Source organism: Pseudonocardia sp. GCM10023141, from assembly GCF_042653605.1.
In genome coordinates this window covers 145,681-161,623 of sequence record NZ_JBHSIR010000017.1, presented here as the reverse complement: position 1 = coordinate 161,623, position 15,943 = coordinate 145,681, and the positions used below count along the sequence as shown (strand labels likewise).

Sequence of the window (15,943 nt, the reverse complement as noted above, 5' to 3'; positions counted from 1 at the left end):
GCGCGCGGCAACCCATTGCCAAGATCCTTGTACTGTGCCGTCACCACAGGCCGTTCCGGCACCTGTCCGCGGCCGTCGCCCCTCGCGCAACAGCGCACCGGACGGGCTCACCTCGGTTGCAGGTGGTCCCGAAACAGTGACTCCGAGTGACAGCCCGGTTCAGAGCGCGCCCTGCACCATCCGAGCGAGCGTCTCGGTCAGCACGTCGACACCGGCACACAGGTCGTCGTCGCGGGTGAACTCGGCCTCGGAGTGCGAGATGCCGTCCACGCTCGGGATGAAGAGCATGACGGTGGGCACCATGTCCTTCATGTTGGTGGAGTCGTGCCCGGCGCGCGTCTGCACCAGCATCTGCGAGATCCCGAGGTCGGCGGCCACCGCCCCGGCCAGCGCGACGCCCGCAGGCTGGTAGAACTGCCCCTTCCAGGTGTGGGCGAAGCGGCGCTGCACCTGCACGCCCGCCTTCACCTCGATCTCGGCCAGCCTGCGGTGGAGTTCCGCGTCGGCCTGCACCAACAGCTCGTCCGACGGCGAGCGCAGGTCGAGGTGCAGGTGCACCTCGCGCGCCACGACCACGGGCGAGTTGGGATGGACCGTGAGCTGCCCGCAGGACGTGTGGAGCTCCTCACCGAACCGGTCGGCGAGCTCCCGCACCGCGACGACGACGAGCGCCGCGCCGTAGAGCGCGTCCTGGCGGTCGGCCATGGCGGTGGCTCCGGTGTGGCTCTGCGCGCCGATCACCGCCATCTCGTACTTGTTGGCAGCCCACGTCGCGTCGACGAGTCCGAGGGTGACGCCGCCCTTGTCGAGCTCGCGGCCCTGTTCGATGTGGATCTCCGCGTACGAGCTCACCGTGCGGTCGGTGCCGAAGACGTCATCCGGTCCGGTGCCACCGATCCCGGCGAGGGCCTCCTGCACCGTGACACCGGCGGCGTCGGCGGTGACCAGCGCACCGGCGAGCGGGAGCTTGCCGGTGAACACGCCGCTGCCCATCATCGACGGCTTGAACCGGGAGCCCTCCTCGTTGAACCAGTTCACGACCGCGATGTTGCACGGCGGCACCGTTGCGGTGGCCGCGACCTGCGCACGGAGGCGGTCGGCGGCGTGGGCCGCCGCCAGCACGCCGTAGGCACCGTCGAAACGGCCGCCGCGGGGCTGGCTGTCGAGGTGCGACCCCGCCAGTACGTACGGCGCATCCGGCCGGAACTCGAGCAGCCCGAACTGGTTGCCGATGCGGTCCTGCGCCACGGTGAACCCGTGGCCGGTCAGCCAGGCCGCCAGCCACGCGCGGGACTGCCCATCCGCCGCCGTGGCGGCCTGCCGCTCGACACCGCCCGCCGCGGTGGCGCCGAACGCGGACAGCTGCGTGAAGTCGTCGAGGAAGCGTTCGGCGTCGGTGGTCATGGTTTTCCCTTCTGGTGCAGGTGGTGCAGGCCGTCCATCATCAGGTCGAGCAGCCGCTCGGCCTGCTCCCGCTGCTCGGGACCCGCGGTGGCCAGCGCGATGCCGGTGAGACCGGCGAGCACGTCCGGCGCGCAGACGTCGTCGCGGATCGACCCGGACGCGATGCCCCCCGCCAGCAACGACGTGACCGACGCGCGCAGCATCTCCTGCGTGTGCGAGTACGGGTCACCGCCGGACGCCACGACGGCGCGCAGCGCGTCGGCCATCCCGCGCTTCGCGACGGCGTAGTCGATGAATCCGCCCATCCAGGCCCGCAGGGCGGCCGTGGCCGGCAGCGTCGCGAGCAGCCGGGGTGCGGCGTCGCAGAGGCGCGCGAGCTCGCTGCGGTAGGCCGCCTCCACCAGCGCCTCCCGCGTCGGGAAGTTGCGGTACAGCGTGCCGGTGCCGACGCCGGCCTCCTTGGCGATCCGGTCGAAGTTGGCGTCGAGCCCGTCCTGGCCGAACACGCGCACGGCGGTGGCCAGGATCTTGTCGCGGTTGCGCTGCGCGTCCACGCGCAGCGGCCGATCCGGGTCCCTCCCCACGCGCTGTCCCCCTCGTCACATCGGACTTGATAAGTGGCGGCTCCTCCACTTATCGTCGCGGAAGCGGAGGAAACTCCACTTCAATCATAGAGCCCCACCAGAGCTCGCTGCACGAACAGGATGACCATGCCCGCATCCACCTCGACCACCCACCCGAGGTCCGCGCTCGGCGACCCGCCGGCACCGTCACCGGTGACCTACCTCAAGCTGGCGACGCTCGCCGCCGCGATGTTCCTCGTCGGCACCAACGCCTTCGTCATCGCCGGGCTGCTGCCCGACATCGCGCACGGGCTCGACGCGTCGGTCACCGCCGTCAGCTACTCGATCACCTGGTACGCACTGGTCGTCGCCGTCGCTGCGCCCGCCGTGTCGATCCTGCTGGCCCGTTGGTCGCGCACGCACCTGATGACGGCGGGCCTGGTGCTGGTCGCGCTCGGGACGCTGCTCGCCGCCGCGGCAGGCAGCGTCGTCGTCTTCACCGTCGGCCGGATCGTCGCCGCACTGGGCGGCGCCGCGCTCGTCCCCGTCGCGACGGCCGCTGCGGCGACACTGCTGCCGGCGGCCCAACGCGGCCGCGCGCTCGCCATCGTCGCCGTCGGGTTCACCCTGGCCGCGGCCGTGGGCTCACCGCTGGGCACCGCAGGGGGCGCGGTCGGCGGCTGGCGGCTGCCGCTCTACGTCCTCGCCGCACTCGCGGTCGTGGTCGCCGCGGCGGTGCAACTGCTGGTGCGCCACATCCCGCGCGACGCCTCGGCGACGCTCGCCCAGCGCCTCGCTCCCCTGCGCGACCGCCGCATCGTGCTGGCACTGGCCACCACGCTGCTGATGCTGGCCGGGTTCAACATCGTCTACATCTTCAGCGCCGCCGTGACGGCGCAGGCCACCGCCGGTTCCGGGCCGGGGCTCGCACTGCTGCTCCTGCTCTACGGCATCGGTGGCGTCCTCGGCAACGTGGTGGCGGGCCCGCTCACCGACCGCATCGGCAGCCGCCGGGCCATCACCGCGGCGCTCGCCGCCGAGGCCGTCGTGCTCATCGCGATGCCGGTGCTGCACATGACCTACCTCGAGGCCACCATCCTGTTCGTGATCTGGGGAGCGGCCGCGTTCGCCGCCGTCGTGCCGCTGCAGCACCGGATGGTCGCGATCGATCCGGCCACGGCCGCGCTCGCGCTGTCCTGGTACACCACGGCCATGTACATCGGCGTCGCCGTGGCGCCACCCATCGGCGCCGCGGCACTGACGCTCGCCGGCCCCGCGTTGCTACCGGTGGTCGGCGCCATCGCGGTGCTCGCCGGGCTGGCCGCCTTCCACCTCGGCTACCTGCGGCGCACCGCGTCGTCCGTCAGCGCGCCCCGCCGAAGGCGTAGCGCCACAGCCCGGTGATCGAGTCCGGGGCATCACCCTCCCTGCGGTAGACGCCCCGGCGGTCGTCCGACACATCGGCCTGCCAGTACAGGCTCGGCAGCGCCCGTTCGAACGGGTACTCGCGCACCGTTCCGTCGGCGGGACCGCCCCGGAACTCCACCTGGATGCTCATACCGCAATTCTGCGCCTCCCTGGTGGTTGACGACGAAATCAGTTTGAGACAGATGCACCGGTGGCCGGCTCGGCGTCGAGGAACTCGTCGATCATCGGGGCCAGCCACTCGGCCCGCTGCGGGATCGTGGTGTGCGTGGTGCCCGGCAGGATCGCGAGCCGGCAGGCGGGCAGGCCGGTCAGGTCGCCTGCGACCCCGCCGCCGAGCAGCCGGAACATCGCCACGGCGTGCTCGGGCCGGATGATGTCCGCGTCCCCCACCACGATCATCGTCGGAGCGACCAGCGCGCGGATCTGCTCGGGTGTCCACTGCGGCAGGTTCGCGTCCAGCACCTTCATCTTCGTCACCAGCCCCGCCCAGCCAGCCGGGTCCGGCGCGGTGCGCAGGTACTCCTCGTGGAACTCCGACCCGTGCAGGTGCTCGGGCTGCAGGTCCTGGATGCCGTCGAGCAGCCCCGGGTGCAGGCCGTCGTCGTCGAAGCTGACCGACGCGAGCACGAGCCGCCCGACGCGTTCGGCGTGGTCGGTCCCCAGCCGCAGCGCGACCGCGGCGCCCATGCTCCAGCCGAACACGTCGACGCGGTCCAGGCCCAGGCGATCGAGCAGCTCCACCACGTCGGCGGCGAAGTGCTCCACGGTCAGCGGCCGGTCGATGTCCGGGGTGTGGCCGTGGCCCTGCAGCTCCACGGCGATGACGCGACGGGTCTTGGCCAGCTGCGGCAGGACGGCGCCGAACGAGGTGCCGATGCCGGAGAGGGCGCCGTGGATCAGTACGGCCGGGCGGCCCTCGGCGAGACCGTGTTCTTCGTGGTGGATGTCCATGGCGATGACGATGCGCGCCGGCGCTTACGGGCTGCTTCACCTCCGCTTACGGCCGATTACGCTGATCACCGTGCAGTTCGGGGTGCTCGGGCCGCTCGCCGTCACCACCGACGCCGGCGAGCCCGTCGTCGTGCCCGGCGCCAAGGTCCGCGTGCTGCTCGCCGACCTGCTGACCCATCGCAACCAGGTCGTCTCCGCCGACCGGCTCATCGACGACCTCTAGGGCGAGGACGCTCCCGCCAACCCGCTCGGGGCGCTGCAGGTGCGCGTGTCGCAGCTGCGCAAGGCGCTCGGCGACGCAGAGGCGGGCGGCCGGGACGTCGTCGAGTCCCGCGCGCCCGGCTACCTGCTGCGCACTGCCGCCGTGGACGCCGACCGGTTCGCCGAGCTCGCCGACTCCACCGACGTCGAGCAGCTGACCGCGGCGCTCGCGCTGTGGCGCGGCGACGCCTACGCCGACGTCGCCGACGAGGAGTTCGCCCGCGCCGAGTGCACCCGGCTTGCCGAGCAGCGGATCACCGTGCACGAACGGCTCGCCGCGGCCCGGCTGGCCCGTGGCGAGCACGACCTGGTGGCCGCGGACCTCGCGGAGCTGGTCGCTCGGCACCCGCTGCGGGAGGGACTGCGCGCGGCACAGATGCGCGCCCTCTACGCGGCCGGTCGCCAGTCCGAGGCGCTGGCCGCCTTCACCGACCTGCGCGAGCGGTTGGCCGACGAGCTGGGACTCGACCCTGGACCCGACATCACCGCGCTGCACGGCCGGATCCTCGAACAGGACGCCGAGCTGGCGGCGCCTCCACCCGCCGCGACCCGCAGCGCACCGCCGCACGCCGCCGTCATCCGCAACAGCCTCCCGGCCCGGCTCGACGAGCTGGTGGGACGCGCCGAGGCGCTCGCCGAGCTGCGCACGGTGCTCCCGCAGCAGCGGCTGGTCACGCTGGTCGGCCCCGGCGGCGTCGGCAAGACGCGGCTGGCCACCGAGGCCGCCAGGGAGCAGATCCTCCCCGACGGCGCCCACCTCGTCGAGCTGGCCGCACTGCCGGCGGGTGAGCCGCACGTCGCCGAGCACGTGCTCGCCGCGCTCGACGTCCGGGAGAGCGCGGGTGCCGGCCGCTCCGCCACCGATCTGCTCGTCGCGGCACTGCGCAGGCGCCGGCTCCTGCTGGTGCTCGACAACTGCGAGCACGTGATCGAGCACGTGGCCGCGCTGGTGGCCAGGCTGCTGCGCGAGGCGCCGGACCTGCGGGTGCTGGCCACCAGCCGCGAGCCGCTGGGACTCACCGGAGAGCTGCTTTGGGAGGTGCCACCGCTGGCGGTACCGGCGGACGGGCACGACGTCGACGCGGTGCGGCGCTCGGCCGCGGCTCGGCTGTTCGCCGTGCGGGCCACCGCTCAGCAGCGCGCCTTCCGGCTCGACGCGACGACCGCCACCGCCGTCGCCCAGCTGTGCCGCCGCCTCGACGGGCTGCCGCTGGCACTGGAGCTGGCCGCGACCCGGGTGCGCGCACTCGGCGTGCAGGGCGTGGTGGATCGGCTCGACAACCGGTTCGCGCTGCTCACCAGCCAGCAGCGCGACCTGCCCGAACGGCAGCGCACGCTGACGGCGGTGATCGGCTGGAGCTGGGACCTGCTCGAACCCGGCGACCGCGCTGTGCTCGCCCGGCTCGCCGTGTTCCGCGACGGCTGCACGCCCGACGCCGCCGAACACGTGTGCCGTACCGACCTCGACGTCCTGGCCCGGCTGGTGGACCGGTCGCTGGTCGTGATGGACGAGACCGCCACCGGCGCGCGCTACCGGCTGCTGGAGTCCATCGCCGCGTTCGCGCTGGAACGGCTGCCCGCGATCGAGGCCGGGGGCGCCGATGACGTGGAGGCCCGCCACGCTGCCTACTACACGGCGCTCGCCGAGCGCGCCGACCCGCAGCTACGCGGACCTGACCAGCAGGAATGGCTCGCACGCCTGGACGTCGATGCGGCGAACCTGCGTGCGGCCGGCGGTCGAGGTGGCGGGCTGCGGCTGGCACTGGCGCTGAGCTGGTACCGGTTCCTGCGCGGCCGGCTCAGCGAGGCCAGCCGGGCGCTCGCGGTCACCGGCGATCCGGAGCAGGAGTCGCGGGCCACGCCGTGGCGGCTCGGGTTCGCACTGCTGCAGGGCGAACCGCTCGTACCGGACGCCGTCCGGTCCGCGGTCGGGATCGATGCCGCGAGCGGGCCCGTCGCCTGGTTCCTCGCCAACGCCGTGCTCGACCGGGGTGACCTCGCGCTGGCCACCGAGCTGCTGCCCGCCACCGTCGACGACGAATGGACCGAGGCCGCGGTGCTCAGCACCCGGGCCAAGCTGGCGCACGCCACGGGCGACCTGGCGACGTTGGAGAGCGCCGCCGACCGCAGTGCGAAGCTGTTCACAGCCATCGGTGACCGCTGGGGACGGTTGCAGGCCACCGACTGGCAGGGCGGGCTCGCCGAGATGCGGGGTGAGCACGACCGCGCGGCGCAGCTGCACCGCGACGGGCTCCGGCTCGCCGAGGAGCTGTCGCTGTGGCCCGCGGTGGGCAGCAAGCTCTCCTGGCTGGCCTGGATCGCCGTGCAGACCCGCGAGCACACCGCCGGGCGGGAGCTGGCCGAGCGGGCCTACGCGCTGGCGGTGGAGCAGGCGGCACCCACCGCGATCGTCTTCGCCGAGCTGAGCCTCGGGCTGGCCGCCCGCCGCGAGGGCAAGCTCGACCTCGCCACCGTCCACCTGAACCGCCTCGCCGAGCAGGGCCGTTCCGAGGCGCAACCGGCGCTCTACCTGCCGATGGTGCTCGTGGAGCTGGGCCACGCCGCGGAGCAGGCCGGGGACCCGACGGCCGCGCTGGCGCTGCACGTCGAGGCGTTCGAGGCAGCCGAGACGATGGGATCCCCCCGTGACGGGGTCAACGCGTTGGAGGGGATGGCCTCGGCCGTGCGCTCCCCCGAGCTCGCCGCCCGGCTGCTGGGCGCGGCGGCCGCGGCCCGGCTGGCGCTCGAAGCCCCGGCCGCACCGGCGGAGCTCGACGAGATCGACCGCGTGACCGAGCGCCTGGTCACGGCGCTCGGCCGGGCCCGGGTGGCGGAGCTGCTCGCCGAGGGGGGCGGCCTGACCACGACGGCGGCCAGGTCCCTCGTCCGAGCTACCCCACCGGCCGGTAGGACGCGATGATCACACCGCTCTTCTGGATCTGGGTGTCGATCAGCTCGAAGGTCGCCTGCACGTCCGCGAGCGGGCCGGACAGGCTCGCGCCACCCTCGATGACCGGGTGGATCCAGAACCGGACCTCGTCGACCAGGCCCGCCTTGATCAGCTGCGCAGTGACCGAGCCGTAGCCGTACTGGAGGATGTCGCCGCCGTCCTGCGCCTTCAGCTTGGCGACCTCCTCGATGAGGTCACCCTGGAGGACCTCGGTGTTGTTCCAGGTCGGGTCCGTCAGCGTGGTGGACGCGACGTACTTCTTGACACTGTTGAAGTAGGCGGCGCCGGTGCGCGGGTCGGAGTCGTCGCTGGCCGGCCACGCCACCGACATGCCGTCGTAGGTGACGCGGCCCATCAGCATCGCGTCGGCGGCGTCGGTCTGCTTGCCGGCGAACGCGGCGGCCTGCTCGTCGAAGTAGGCCATGGTCCACATCGGGGCCTCGATGACGCCGTCGAGGGTGATGTAGGTCGAGTTGATGAGCTTGCGCATCGGGATCTCCTGGGGAGTCTGGGTGGTGCTCGTTCGTGACACCCAGAACACTGCCCACCCGCGCCTACGGTTCTCTTTCGATCTCCTTTCGGGCCGCTAGGCCGCGTTTACGAAGTCCTGATCGCGCCCTTCGCGCCCAGATCGTCCCTGGCTGCGTTGCCACCCCCCGCCGGCCCGCCGCAGCCCGGCGGCACGGGCGCGCAGCGCGGACGTCCGCCTCGCGAGGGTGTCGCCCGCGAACGCGAACAGGAGCAGGGGCACGCCGACCCCGATCCCGAACGCGATGGTCAGCACCACCGCCCCGGCCCCGATCCGGTGGGTGGCGCCGACCACGGCGATCGCGGCCAACACCGGGCCCGCGCACGGCACGAACAGCAGCCCGCCGAACGAGCCCGATGGCGACCAGCAGGAGCATCGCGGCACTCGCCAGGGGTCGGACCGGAGGGGAGTTCCGGCGCGAGGGAAGTGCCGCTCATCCTCTCCGAGCCGCGTGGCCGGACCGGCCCCGAATCATGACGAAACGCGGACGGCCCCGGCGCTCGCCTACCGCGTGGGAGGGGTGCTGTGATCCGCGTCGATTCTCAGTATGTCGAAATCGTGGCCGTTGGCGGGCCCGATGCGGGTGGGAACATCCCGGACAGGAATGGCACGTGGGGAGGAAACCGTCCATGTCGAGTACCGACCGGGAGCTCGGCGCCGGCGCACCCAAACGAGCTTCCCGGCTCACCACCTGGCACCAGGATGCGATCAAGGCGGTGGGCGGGTGGCAGTGGCTGCGCACGCTCAACGACCAGGTGACAGGGGTCGTCGGACCGCTCTACGACCGGCACCGCGACACGCTGCTGGTGGAGCTCATGCACGGCGGCCGCTGGGCCGGGCACGCACTGCACCCCGCGCTCAGCGACCTCCCGATCGGGCTGTGGTCGAGCAGCGTCGTGCTCGACGTGCTCGGCAAGGACGTCCGCACCGACGGCAACCGGCTCGACCCCGCCGGCACGCTCAGCGCCGCCGGGCTGCTCGCCGCGGCGGCCACGGTGGCCACCGGCATCACCGACTGGAACGTCAGCGACGACGAGGACCGCCGCGTCGGGCTGTTCCACGGCGTCATGAACGTGGCGGGCGTGGCGCTGCAGAGCGCGTCGCTGGCAGCCCGGATGTCGGGCCACCGCGGCACCGCCCGCGTGCTCAGCGCCACCAGCCTCAGCGTCACGGTGGCCGCGGCGTACCTCGGCGGCCACCTGGTGCTCGGCAAGGCCGCCATGGTCAACCGCGTTGCCGACCACAGCGGCCCCAACCGCTGGGTCCGCGCGATCGAGGACACCGAGCTGCTCGATGATGCGTCCGCCGGCGTCGAGGTCGACGGCAGGCCCGTCCTGCTGCACCGCAGCGCGGGCGAGCTGTACGCGCTGGACAACACGTGCAGCCACGCCGGCGGCCTGCTCAGCCGCGGCGAGGTCAGCGACTGCATCGTGGAGTGCCCCTTGCACGGGGCACGGTTCGACCTGCGGGACGGCCAGATCGTGCGCGGCCCCGCCCATCACGCCCAGCCCGTGCTCCCGACGCGGGTCCGGAACGGCTGGATCGAGGTCCGGGGCTCCCTGCCTCGGTCCCGGGGCTCCAAGAACACCTGAGGAGGACGCATGGCCTGGGAAGCGATCGCCGATCTCGACCAGCTCGAAGAGGGCGACATGATGGTCGTCCAGCTCGCGGGCGAGCCGATCTGTGTCGTGCGCCTGTACGAGGACGAGGCCGTCGCGGTGCACAACACGTGCACCCACCAGCAGCAGCCGCTCAACGAGGGCTACCTGCAGGAGGACGACACGCTCATCTGCCCGGCCCACAACTCCTGCTTCGACCTGCGCACCGGCGAGCCCCGGGGCGTCCCGGCCGTCGCACCGATCCCGGTCTACGCGTGCAAGATCGAGGACGACGCGATCTGGGTGGACATGGACCAGCAGCTCAACGACGCCGCGATCCCGCACAAGCCCTACCACTAGCTCGCACACACCGCGGCACCGCCGCACACACCGTGCACGGTGTGTGCGGCGGTGCCGCGGTGTGTGCGGGGAGCCTCAGCCGGCCGCCGCGATGAACTCCCCGACGGCGGTCTGCGGCGCCCCGGACTTGACCAGCGCCTCCCCCACGAGCACGACGTCGGCGCCCCACCCGCGGTACTGCGCGACGTCTGCGGCGGAGCTGACACCGGACTCGGCCACCCGGACCCGATCGGTCGGGATGAGCGCTCCCAGCCGCTGGAACAGGGTGCGGTCGACGTCGAGCGTCGTGAGGTCGCGCGCGTTGACGCCGATGACGTCCGCGCCGAGGTCGACGGCCCTGCCCAGCTCGCGCTCGGTGTGCACCTCGACCAGCGCCGTCATCCCGAGCTCGCGCGTGAGCCCGTACAGCTCCTCGAGCAGCCCGCCCGGTAGCGACACCACCATCAGCAGTGCCAGGTCAGCGCCCCAGGCGCGGGCCTCCCACAGCTGGTAGGGCGTGACCATGAAGTCCTTGCGCAGCACCGGAACGGCCACCGCCTTGCGGACCTCGGCCAGGTCGGCCAGCGAGCCGCCGAAGCGCCGCTGCTCGGTGAGCACGCTGATCGCGGCCGCACCGCCCGCGGCGTACTGCCCCGCGAGTGACGCCGGGTCGGGGATGTCGGCGAGCGCGCCCTTGCTGGGGCTGCGCCGCTTCACCTCCGCGATGATCGCGACTCCCGGTGCGCGGAACGCGGGCAGCGGGTCCAGTGCCGCCGCGGTGCCCGCCGCGCGGGCCTTCAGCTCGGCCAGGGGCACCTCCCGCTCGCGGTCGGCGAGATCGGCCAGCACACCCTCGAGGATCCCGTCGAGAACAGTCACCACGCCAGTCTCCCCCACGCCGTGACCCACCGATGATCGCCTCCCGGAGTGAACTGCCACGGTTCCGGGATCGATACCGATGTCACGTTGAGACGACAAGGAGGCCGATCTCGCCGTAACGTCCGTCGTTTCGGCAGGTCACGCACGCAGGAGGCTCCGGTGGCAGATCCCCGTCCCAGCGCATCGTTCCCGGTGGGGCAGCGAGCACAGCTCGTCTTCGACTTCGCCGACGGTAGCCGGGACCAGGTCGACCTCCTCGGCGGCAAGGGCGCGAACCTCGCCGAGATGACGAACCTGGGTCTCCCGGTGCCGCCGGGGTTCACGATCACCACGGAGGCGTGCCGCTACTACCTCTCCCAGGGTGAGGAGCCGCAGTCGCTGCGGGTGCAGATCACGATGGCGCTGCGTCGCCTGGAGGACCAGCTGGGCCGCCGCCTCGGCGACGTCCAGGATCCGCTGCTGGTGTCGGTCCGCTCGGGCGCGAAGTTCTCGATGCCCGGGATGATGGAGACGGTCCTCAACGTCGGTCTCAACGACTACTCGGTGAAGGGGCTGGCCGACGCCGCCGGCAACGAGCGCTTCGCCTGGGACTCCTACCGGCGGCTCATCCAGATGTTCGGCAAGACCGTGCTCGACATCCCCGGCGAGCTGTTCGAGAACGAGCTGGACGCGGCCAAGCGCCGGGCCGGTGCCCGCTCCGACGTGGAGCTGCCCGCAGAGGAGCTGCGCGAGGTCGTCGAGACGTTCAAGCAGATCGTGTCCACGCACAGCGGCCGCGAGTTCCCCCAGGATCCGCGCGAGCAGCTCGACATGGCGATGCGCGCGGTGTTCACGTCGTGGAACACCGAGCGGGCCCGGATCTACCGCCGCCGCGAGCGCATCCCCCACGACCTGGGCACGGCCGTCAACATCTGCGCCATGGTGTTCGGCAACCTGGGCGACTCGTCGGGCACCGGGGTCTGCTTCACCCGCGACCCGGCCACCGGCAAGCAGGGCGCCTACGGCGACTACCTCGTCAACGCCCAGGGCGAGGACGTGGTCGCGGGCATCCGCAACACGCTCTCGCTCGAGGACTTCTCCCGGCTCGACCCGGCCTCGCACGCCGAGCTGGGGCAGATCATGCGCCGGCTGGAGACGCACTACCGCGACCTGTGCGACATCGAGTTCACCGTCGAGCGCGGGAAGCTGTGGATGCTGCAGACCCGCGTGGGCAAGCGCACCGCGGCCGCCGCGTTCCGCATCGCCACCCAGCTCATCGACGAGCGCCTGATCACCGAGGACGAGGCGCTGCACCGCGTCACCGGCGCCCAGCTCGGCCAGCTGCTGTTCCCGCAGTTCGACACCGAGGGCCCGCGCGAGCTGCTCACCAAGGGCATGGCGGCCTCCCCCGGCGCCGCGTCCGGCAAGCTGGTGTTCGACTCGGCCACGGCCGTCGAGTGGGCCGACCGCGGTGAGGACGTGCTGCTGTGCCGCCGCGAGACCACCCCCGACGACCTCTCCGGCATGGTGGCCGCCGTCGGCGTGCTGACCAGCCGCGGCGGCAAGACGTCGCACGCCGCCGTGGTGGCCCGCGGCATGGGCCGCACCTGCGTGTGTGGTGCCGAGGAGCTCGAGATCGACGTCGAGTCGCACACCCTCAAGGTCAACGGCACCACCCTGAACGAAGGTGACGTCGTCTCGATCGACGGCACCACCGGCGAGGTGTTCGCCGGCCGGCTCGCCGTGATGGCGTCACCGGTGGTCAACTACCTGGAGAAGGGCCTCGAGGCCGCGGTGGCCGAGGCCGACAGCGACACGAGTGACCTGGTGCGCGCCGTCGACCGGCTGCTGCGCCACGCCGACCGCACCCGGCGGTTGCGGGTGCGCGCCAACGCCGACACCGCAGAGGACGCCGCCCGGGCCCGCGATCTCGGCGCCGAGGGCATCGGGCTGTGCCGCACCGAGCACATGTTCCTGGGCGAGCGGCGCGTGCTCATCGAGCGGCTGGTGCTGGCCGACGGTTCCGCCGAGCGCGATGCGGCGCTCGCGGAGCTCCTGCCGTTGCAGCGCGCCGACTTCGTCGCCCTGCTCACCGAGATGGACGGGCTGCCGGTCACGATCCGGCTGCTCGACCCGCCGCTGCACGAGTTCCTGCCCGACCGCACCGAGCTGGCCGTCAAGGTGGCGGTCGCCCAGGCCCAGGGCGGGGCCGATCCCGAGGACGAGCGGCTGCTCGCCGCGGTCGAGCGCCTGCGGGAGTCCAACCCGATGCTGGGACTGCGCGGCGTCCGGCTCGGGCTGCTCGTGCCCGGCCTCTACGCGATGCAGGTGCGGGCGATCACCGAGGCGGCCGCCGAGCGGCGTGCCCAGGGTGGCAAGCCGGTCGTCGAGATCATGGTGCCGCTGGTCGGTTCCGTGATGGAGTTGCACCTGATCCGCGACGAGATCGACGGCATCGTCGCCGAGGTCGCCGACGCCGCGGGCGCGCCGCTGCACATCCCGATCGGCACGATGATCGAGCTGCCGCGCGCCGCGCTCACCGCCCGCCGGATCGCCGAGGCCGCCGAGTTCTTCTCCTTCGGCACCAACGACCTCACGCAGACGACCTGGGGCTTCTCCCGTGACGACGTCGAGGCGTCGATCTTCGCGACCTACCTGGAGAAGGGCGTGTTCACCGTGTCGCCGTTCGAGTCGCTCGACCGCGACGGCGTCGGCGCCCTGATCCGTACGGCCGTCGCGGCCGGTCGCCAGACGCGTCCGTCGATCAAGCTGGGCGTGTGCGGCGAGCACGGTGGCGACCCCGACTCCGTGCACTTCTTCCACGACGCGGGCCTCGACTACGTCTCCTGCTCGCCCTACCGGGTACCGGTGGCACGGCTGGAGTCCGGACGCGCGGCGTTGGCCGCCGACACGGGGCTCTGAGGACCCCGACGAGGAAATCTCGGTTCCTTCGCCGGGGCGTGTAGAGAACAGCGCGGCAGCCCCGTCATGGATGTGTCTGGCGGGCACACCGGGTGCACGCCCAGGCGGAGGAGACCACGATGGAGTACACAGACGTCGCCGCGGTGCTGGCCAGGCCGATCTCGCAGGAGCTGCTGGGGTCCTCGATCCCGGCCCGGCTGGCCTGCACCGGCATCGACGGCGGCCCGCGGGTCGTGCCGGACGGCCTCCGGTGGACGGGGTCGCAGCTGATCGTGTGCACGGTGTCGCGGTCGGCGAAGGTGCGGGCGCTGCAGGCCCATCCCCGGGTCGCGATCACGATCGACACCGAGGGCTACCCTCCGCGCGTGTTGCTGGTGCGGGGCGGGAACTGGGCCAAGCTGCTGGACTTCGAGACCACCGTCGCGAAGGCCGTCGCCGATCTGATCCAGGCCTACGGCGACCCGCGCTGACGGACGAGAGGACCACGACCATGCCGAAGTTCCTGCTGCTCACCAGGTACGACCCCAGCCTTGCCCTGCCGCCGATGGAGGAGTGGGATCCCGCCGAGATCACCGCGCACCTCGACCATCTGCGCGCTCTCAACCGCGAGCTGTCCGAATCCGGCGAGCTGATCGAGGTGAACATCCTCGCCGCGCCGGAGCTCGCCAGGACCGTCACTGCCGGGGCGAGCAACACGACGGTGGTCACCGACGGGCCGTTCCCCGAGTCGAAGGAGATGCTCGCGGGCTACCAGCTGATCGACGTCGAGTCCGAGGCGCGGGCGGTCGAGATCGCCGCGCTCGTCTCGGCCGCACCGGGGCCCGGTGGCGTGCCGATCGGCCAGCACATCGAGGTGCGGCAGGTGATGGCCATCGGCGGTCCCGACCTGTGAGCGAGGCACCCGGGACGGATCTGCCGGCGATGGGGATCCGGGACCTCGAGGACCTGCTGCGCTCGCTGGCCCCGCAGGCCCTCGGCGTGCTCGTGCGCCGCTACGGCAACTTCGCGGCGGCGGAGGACGCCGTGCAGGAGGCCCTGATCGCCGCGGCACAGCGGTGGCCGCGCGACGGTGTGCCGGAGCACCCCTCGGGGTGGCTGATCCAGACGGCGCTGCGCAAGCTCACCGACCAGTTCCGCAGCGAGCAGGCCCGCAGGCGGCGCGAGGACCTCGTCACGCAGCAGGAGCAGGCGGTGGGCGAGGTCGATGTCGCCGACCAGGACGACACGCTCGAGCTGCTGTTCCTGTGCTGCCACCCGGTGCTGACGCCGGCGTCGGCCGTGGCGTTGACGCTGCGGGCGGTGGGCGGGCTGACCACCGCCGAGATCGCCGCGGCGTTCCTCGTGCCGGAGGCGACGATGGCGCAGCGCATCAGCCGCGCCAAGCAGCGGATCGCCGCGTCCGACGAGGGCTTTCGCACACCGGGCGACCAGGAGCGGGAGCGCCGCCTCGCCCCCGTACTGCGGGTCCTGTACCTGATGTTCAACGAGGGGTACACCGCGAGCTCTGGAGCCGATCTGCAGCGCGTCGACCTGGCCCAGGAGGCCATCCGGCTGACCCGCACGGTGCACGCGCTGCTGCCGGCCGACGGCGAGGTGACCGGGCTGCTGGCGCTGATGCTGCTCACCGACGCGCGCCGGCCGGCCCGCACCGGACCCGGTGGGGAGCTCGTGCCGCTCACCGAGCAGGACCGCGCGCTCTGGGACCGGGACCGCATCGCCGAGGGCGTCGGGCTCGTCGTCACCGCGATGAGTCGGGGCCGGGTGGGCGAATACCAGCTGCAGGCCTCGATCGCCGCGGTCCACGACGGCGCCCCATCGGCCGCGGACACCGACTGGGCCCAGATCGTCACCGTCTACGACCTGCTGGGCCGGATCACCGACAACCCGATGGTCGCGCTCAACCGCGCGGTGGCCGTGGCGATGGTGCAGGGTCCGGCCGCGGGGCTGGCACTGCTGGAACCGCTGGACGAGCGGCTACCCGGCCACCACCGCCTCGACGCCGTCCGGGGGCACCTGCACGCGATGCTCGGCGACCACACGACGGCGGCACGGCACTTCGGCGCCGCCGCCCGGCGGGCCACCAGCCTGCCGGAACAGCGGTACCTGACGGCGAAAGCCGCGCAGGCCGTCCACCGGTGAC

At 72.6% G+C, this 15,943-nt stretch carries 16 protein-coding genes; 9 read left to right on the top strand and 7 right to left on the bottom strand.

The window, feature by feature from the left end; genetic code table 11:
• Positions 1 to 159: 159 nt before the first annotated feature.
• Together ACFPFQ_RS09320 and ACFPFQ_RS09315 are read right to left on the bottom strand one after the other, a co-directional pair.
• On the bottom strand, positions 160 to 1,404 hold the full coding sequence (locus ACFPFQ_RS09320; protein WP_379616867.1) for a M20 family metallo-hydrolase: 1,245 nt from the start codon (positions 1,402 to 1,404) through the stop codon (positions 160 to 162).
• Positions 1,401 to 1,988, bottom strand: a complete 588-nt coding sequence (locus tag ACFPFQ_RS09315; RefSeq protein WP_379616865.1) for a TetR/AcrR family transcriptional regulator — start codon at positions 1,986 to 1,988, stop codon at positions 1,401 to 1,403. The genes ACFPFQ_RS09320 and ACFPFQ_RS09315 overlap by 4 nt, the downstream gene beginning before the upstream one ends.
• Positions 1,989 to 2,114: 126 nt before the next feature.
• Between ACFPFQ_RS09315 and ACFPFQ_RS09310 the strand changes: the two genes are divergently transcribed.
• Positions 2,115 to 3,371: an MFS transporter gene (locus tag ACFPFQ_RS09310; protein ID WP_379616863.1), complete on the top strand. Its 1,257-nt coding sequence runs from the start codon at positions 2,115 to 2,117 to the stop codon at positions 3,369 to 3,371.
• On the opposite strand, the gene ACFPFQ_RS09305 is transcribed toward ACFPFQ_RS09310, so the two are convergent.
• The gene (locus ACFPFQ_RS09305) at positions 3,331 to 3,525 is read right to left on the bottom strand and encodes a hypothetical protein (protein WP_379616861.1); all 195 of its coding nucleotides are present in this window, start codon (positions 3,523 to 3,525) and stop codon (positions 3,331 to 3,333) included. The genes ACFPFQ_RS09310 and ACFPFQ_RS09305 overlap by 41 nt on opposite strands.
• 38 nt (positions 3,526 to 3,563) lie before the next feature.
• The gene (locus tag ACFPFQ_RS09300) at positions 3,564 to 4,346 is read right to left on the bottom strand and encodes an alpha/beta fold hydrolase (RefSeq protein ID WP_379616859.1); all 783 of its coding nucleotides are present in this window, start codon (positions 4,344 to 4,346) and stop codon (positions 3,564 to 3,566) included.
• A gap of 70 nt (positions 4,347 to 4,416) precedes the next feature.
• Here ACFPFQ_RS09300 and ACFPFQ_RS09295 point away from each other — a divergent pair, with 70 nt between their 5' ends.
• Entirely contained in the window at positions 4,417 to 4,569 is a 153-nt protein-coding gene (locus tag ACFPFQ_RS09295) for an AfsR/SARP family transcriptional regulator (protein WP_379616857.1), read from the top strand.
• Positions 4,570 to 4,614: 45 nt separating this feature from the next.
• Positions 4,615 to 7,527: an ATP-binding protein gene (locus tag ACFPFQ_RS09290; protein WP_379616855.1), complete on the top strand. Its 2,913-nt coding sequence runs from the start codon at positions 4,615 to 4,617 to the stop codon at positions 7,525 to 7,527.
• On the opposite strand, the gene ACFPFQ_RS09285 is transcribed toward ACFPFQ_RS09290, so the two are convergent.
• Together ACFPFQ_RS09285 and ACFPFQ_RS09280 are read right to left on the bottom strand one after the other, a co-directional pair.
• On the bottom strand, positions 7,499 to 8,047 hold the full coding sequence (locus ACFPFQ_RS09285; protein ID WP_379616853.1) for a dihydrofolate reductase family protein: 549 nt from the start codon (positions 8,045 to 8,047) through the stop codon (positions 7,499 to 7,501). The two genes, ACFPFQ_RS09290 and ACFPFQ_RS09285, sit on opposite strands and share 29 nt — an antisense overlap.
• Positions 8,048 to 8,143: 96 nt before the next feature.
• Complete coding sequence (locus ACFPFQ_RS09280) at positions 8,144 to 8,470, bottom strand: cytochrome c biogenesis protein CcdA (RefSeq protein ID WP_379616851.1); 327 nt, start codon at positions 8,468 to 8,470, stop codon at positions 8,144 to 8,146.
• A 245-nt stretch (positions 8,471 to 8,715) separates the two neighbouring features.
• On the opposite strand from ACFPFQ_RS09280, the gene ACFPFQ_RS09275 reads away from it, so the two are divergent.
• Positions 8,716 to 9,678, top strand: a complete 963-nt coding sequence (locus ACFPFQ_RS09275) for a Rieske 2Fe-2S domain-containing protein (RefSeq protein ID WP_379616849.1) — start codon at positions 8,716 to 8,718, stop codon at positions 9,676 to 9,678.
• A 9-nt stretch (positions 9,679 to 9,687) separates the two neighbouring features.
• Positions 9,688 to 10,044, top strand: a complete 357-nt coding sequence (locus ACFPFQ_RS09270; protein ID WP_379616847.1) for a Rieske (2Fe-2S) protein — start codon at positions 9,688 to 9,690, stop codon at positions 10,042 to 10,044.
• Positions 10,045 to 10,119: 75 nt separating this feature from the next.
• Here the strand turns inward: ACFPFQ_RS09270 and trpC are convergent, their stop codons facing one another.
• Positions 10,120 to 10,902, bottom strand: a complete 783-nt coding sequence (gene trpC / locus ACFPFQ_RS09265; RefSeq protein ID WP_379616904.1) for an indole-3-glycerol phosphate synthase TrpC — start codon at positions 10,900 to 10,902, stop codon at positions 10,120 to 10,122.
• A 159-nt stretch (positions 10,903 to 11,061) separates the two neighbouring features.
• Between trpC and ppdK the strand changes: the two genes are divergently transcribed.
• The 4 genes from ppdK (at position 11,062) to ACFPFQ_RS09245 (ending at position 15,942) form a co-directional block, all read left to right on the top strand.
• Complete coding sequence (gene ppdK, locus ACFPFQ_RS09260; protein WP_379616845.1) at positions 11,062 to 13,803, top strand: pyruvate, phosphate dikinase; 2,742 nt, start codon at positions 11,062 to 11,064, stop codon at positions 13,801 to 13,803.
• A gap of 119 nt (positions 13,804 to 13,922) precedes the next feature.
• The gene (locus ACFPFQ_RS09255; RefSeq protein WP_379616843.1) at positions 13,923 to 14,273 is read left to right on the top strand and encodes a pyridoxamine 5'-phosphate oxidase family protein; all 351 of its coding nucleotides are present in this window, start codon (positions 13,923 to 13,925) and stop codon (positions 14,271 to 14,273) included.
• A 20-nt stretch (positions 14,274 to 14,293) separates the two neighbouring features.
• The gene (locus ACFPFQ_RS09250; protein WP_379616841.1) at positions 14,294 to 14,695 is read left to right on the top strand and encodes a YciI family protein; all 402 of its coding nucleotides are present in this window, start codon (positions 14,294 to 14,296) and stop codon (positions 14,693 to 14,695) included.
• A 29-nt stretch (positions 14,696 to 14,724) separates the two neighbouring features.
• Positions 14,725 to 15,942 (top strand): RNA polymerase sigma factor, encoded by a 1,218-nt coding sequence (locus ACFPFQ_RS09245; RefSeq protein WP_379616839.1) that lies wholly within the window; start codon positions 14,725 to 14,727, stop codon positions 15,940 to 15,942.
• Position 15,943: the final 1 nt, after the last annotated feature.

Bases quoted from the DNA above. Each gene is read 5' to 3' on its own strand.
- ACFPFQ_RS09320 (WP_379616867.1), bottom strand. From the start codon at position 1,404: ATGACCACCGACGCCGAACGCTTCCTCGACGACTTCACGCAGCTGTCC.
- ACFPFQ_RS09310 (WP_379616863.1), top strand. From the start codon at position 2,115: ATGCCCGCATCCACCTCGACCACCCACCCGAGGTCCGCGCTCGGCGAC.
- ACFPFQ_RS09305 (WP_379616861.1), bottom strand. From the start codon at position 3,525: ATGAGCATCCAGGTGGAGTTCCGGGGCGGTCCCGCCGACGGAACGGTG.
- ACFPFQ_RS09300 (WP_379616859.1), bottom strand. From the start codon at position 4,346: ATGGACATCCACCACGAAGAACACGGTCTCGCCGAGGGCCGCCCGGCC.
- ACFPFQ_RS09285 (WP_379616853.1), bottom strand. From the start codon at position 8,047: ATGCGCAAGCTCATCAACTCGACCTACATCACCCTCGACGGCGTCATC.
- ACFPFQ_RS09275 (WP_379616849.1), top strand. From the start codon at position 8,716: ATGTCGAGTACCGACCGGGAGCTCGGCGCCGGCGCACCCAAACGAGCT.
- ACFPFQ_RS09270 (WP_379616847.1), top strand. From the start codon at position 9,688: ATGGCCTGGGAAGCGATCGCCGATCTCGACCAGCTCGAAGAGGGCGAC.
- ACFPFQ_RS09255 (WP_379616843.1), top strand. From the start codon at position 13,923: ATGGAGTACACAGACGTCGCCGCGGTGCTGGCCAGGCCGATCTCGCAG.
- ACFPFQ_RS09250 (WP_379616841.1), top strand. From the start codon at position 14,294: ATGCCGAAGTTCCTGCTGCTCACCAGGTACGACCCCAGCCTTGCCCTG.
- ACFPFQ_RS09245 (WP_379616839.1), top strand. From the start codon at position 14,725: ATGGGGATCCGGGACCTCGAGGACCTGCTGCGCTCGCTGGCCCCGCAG.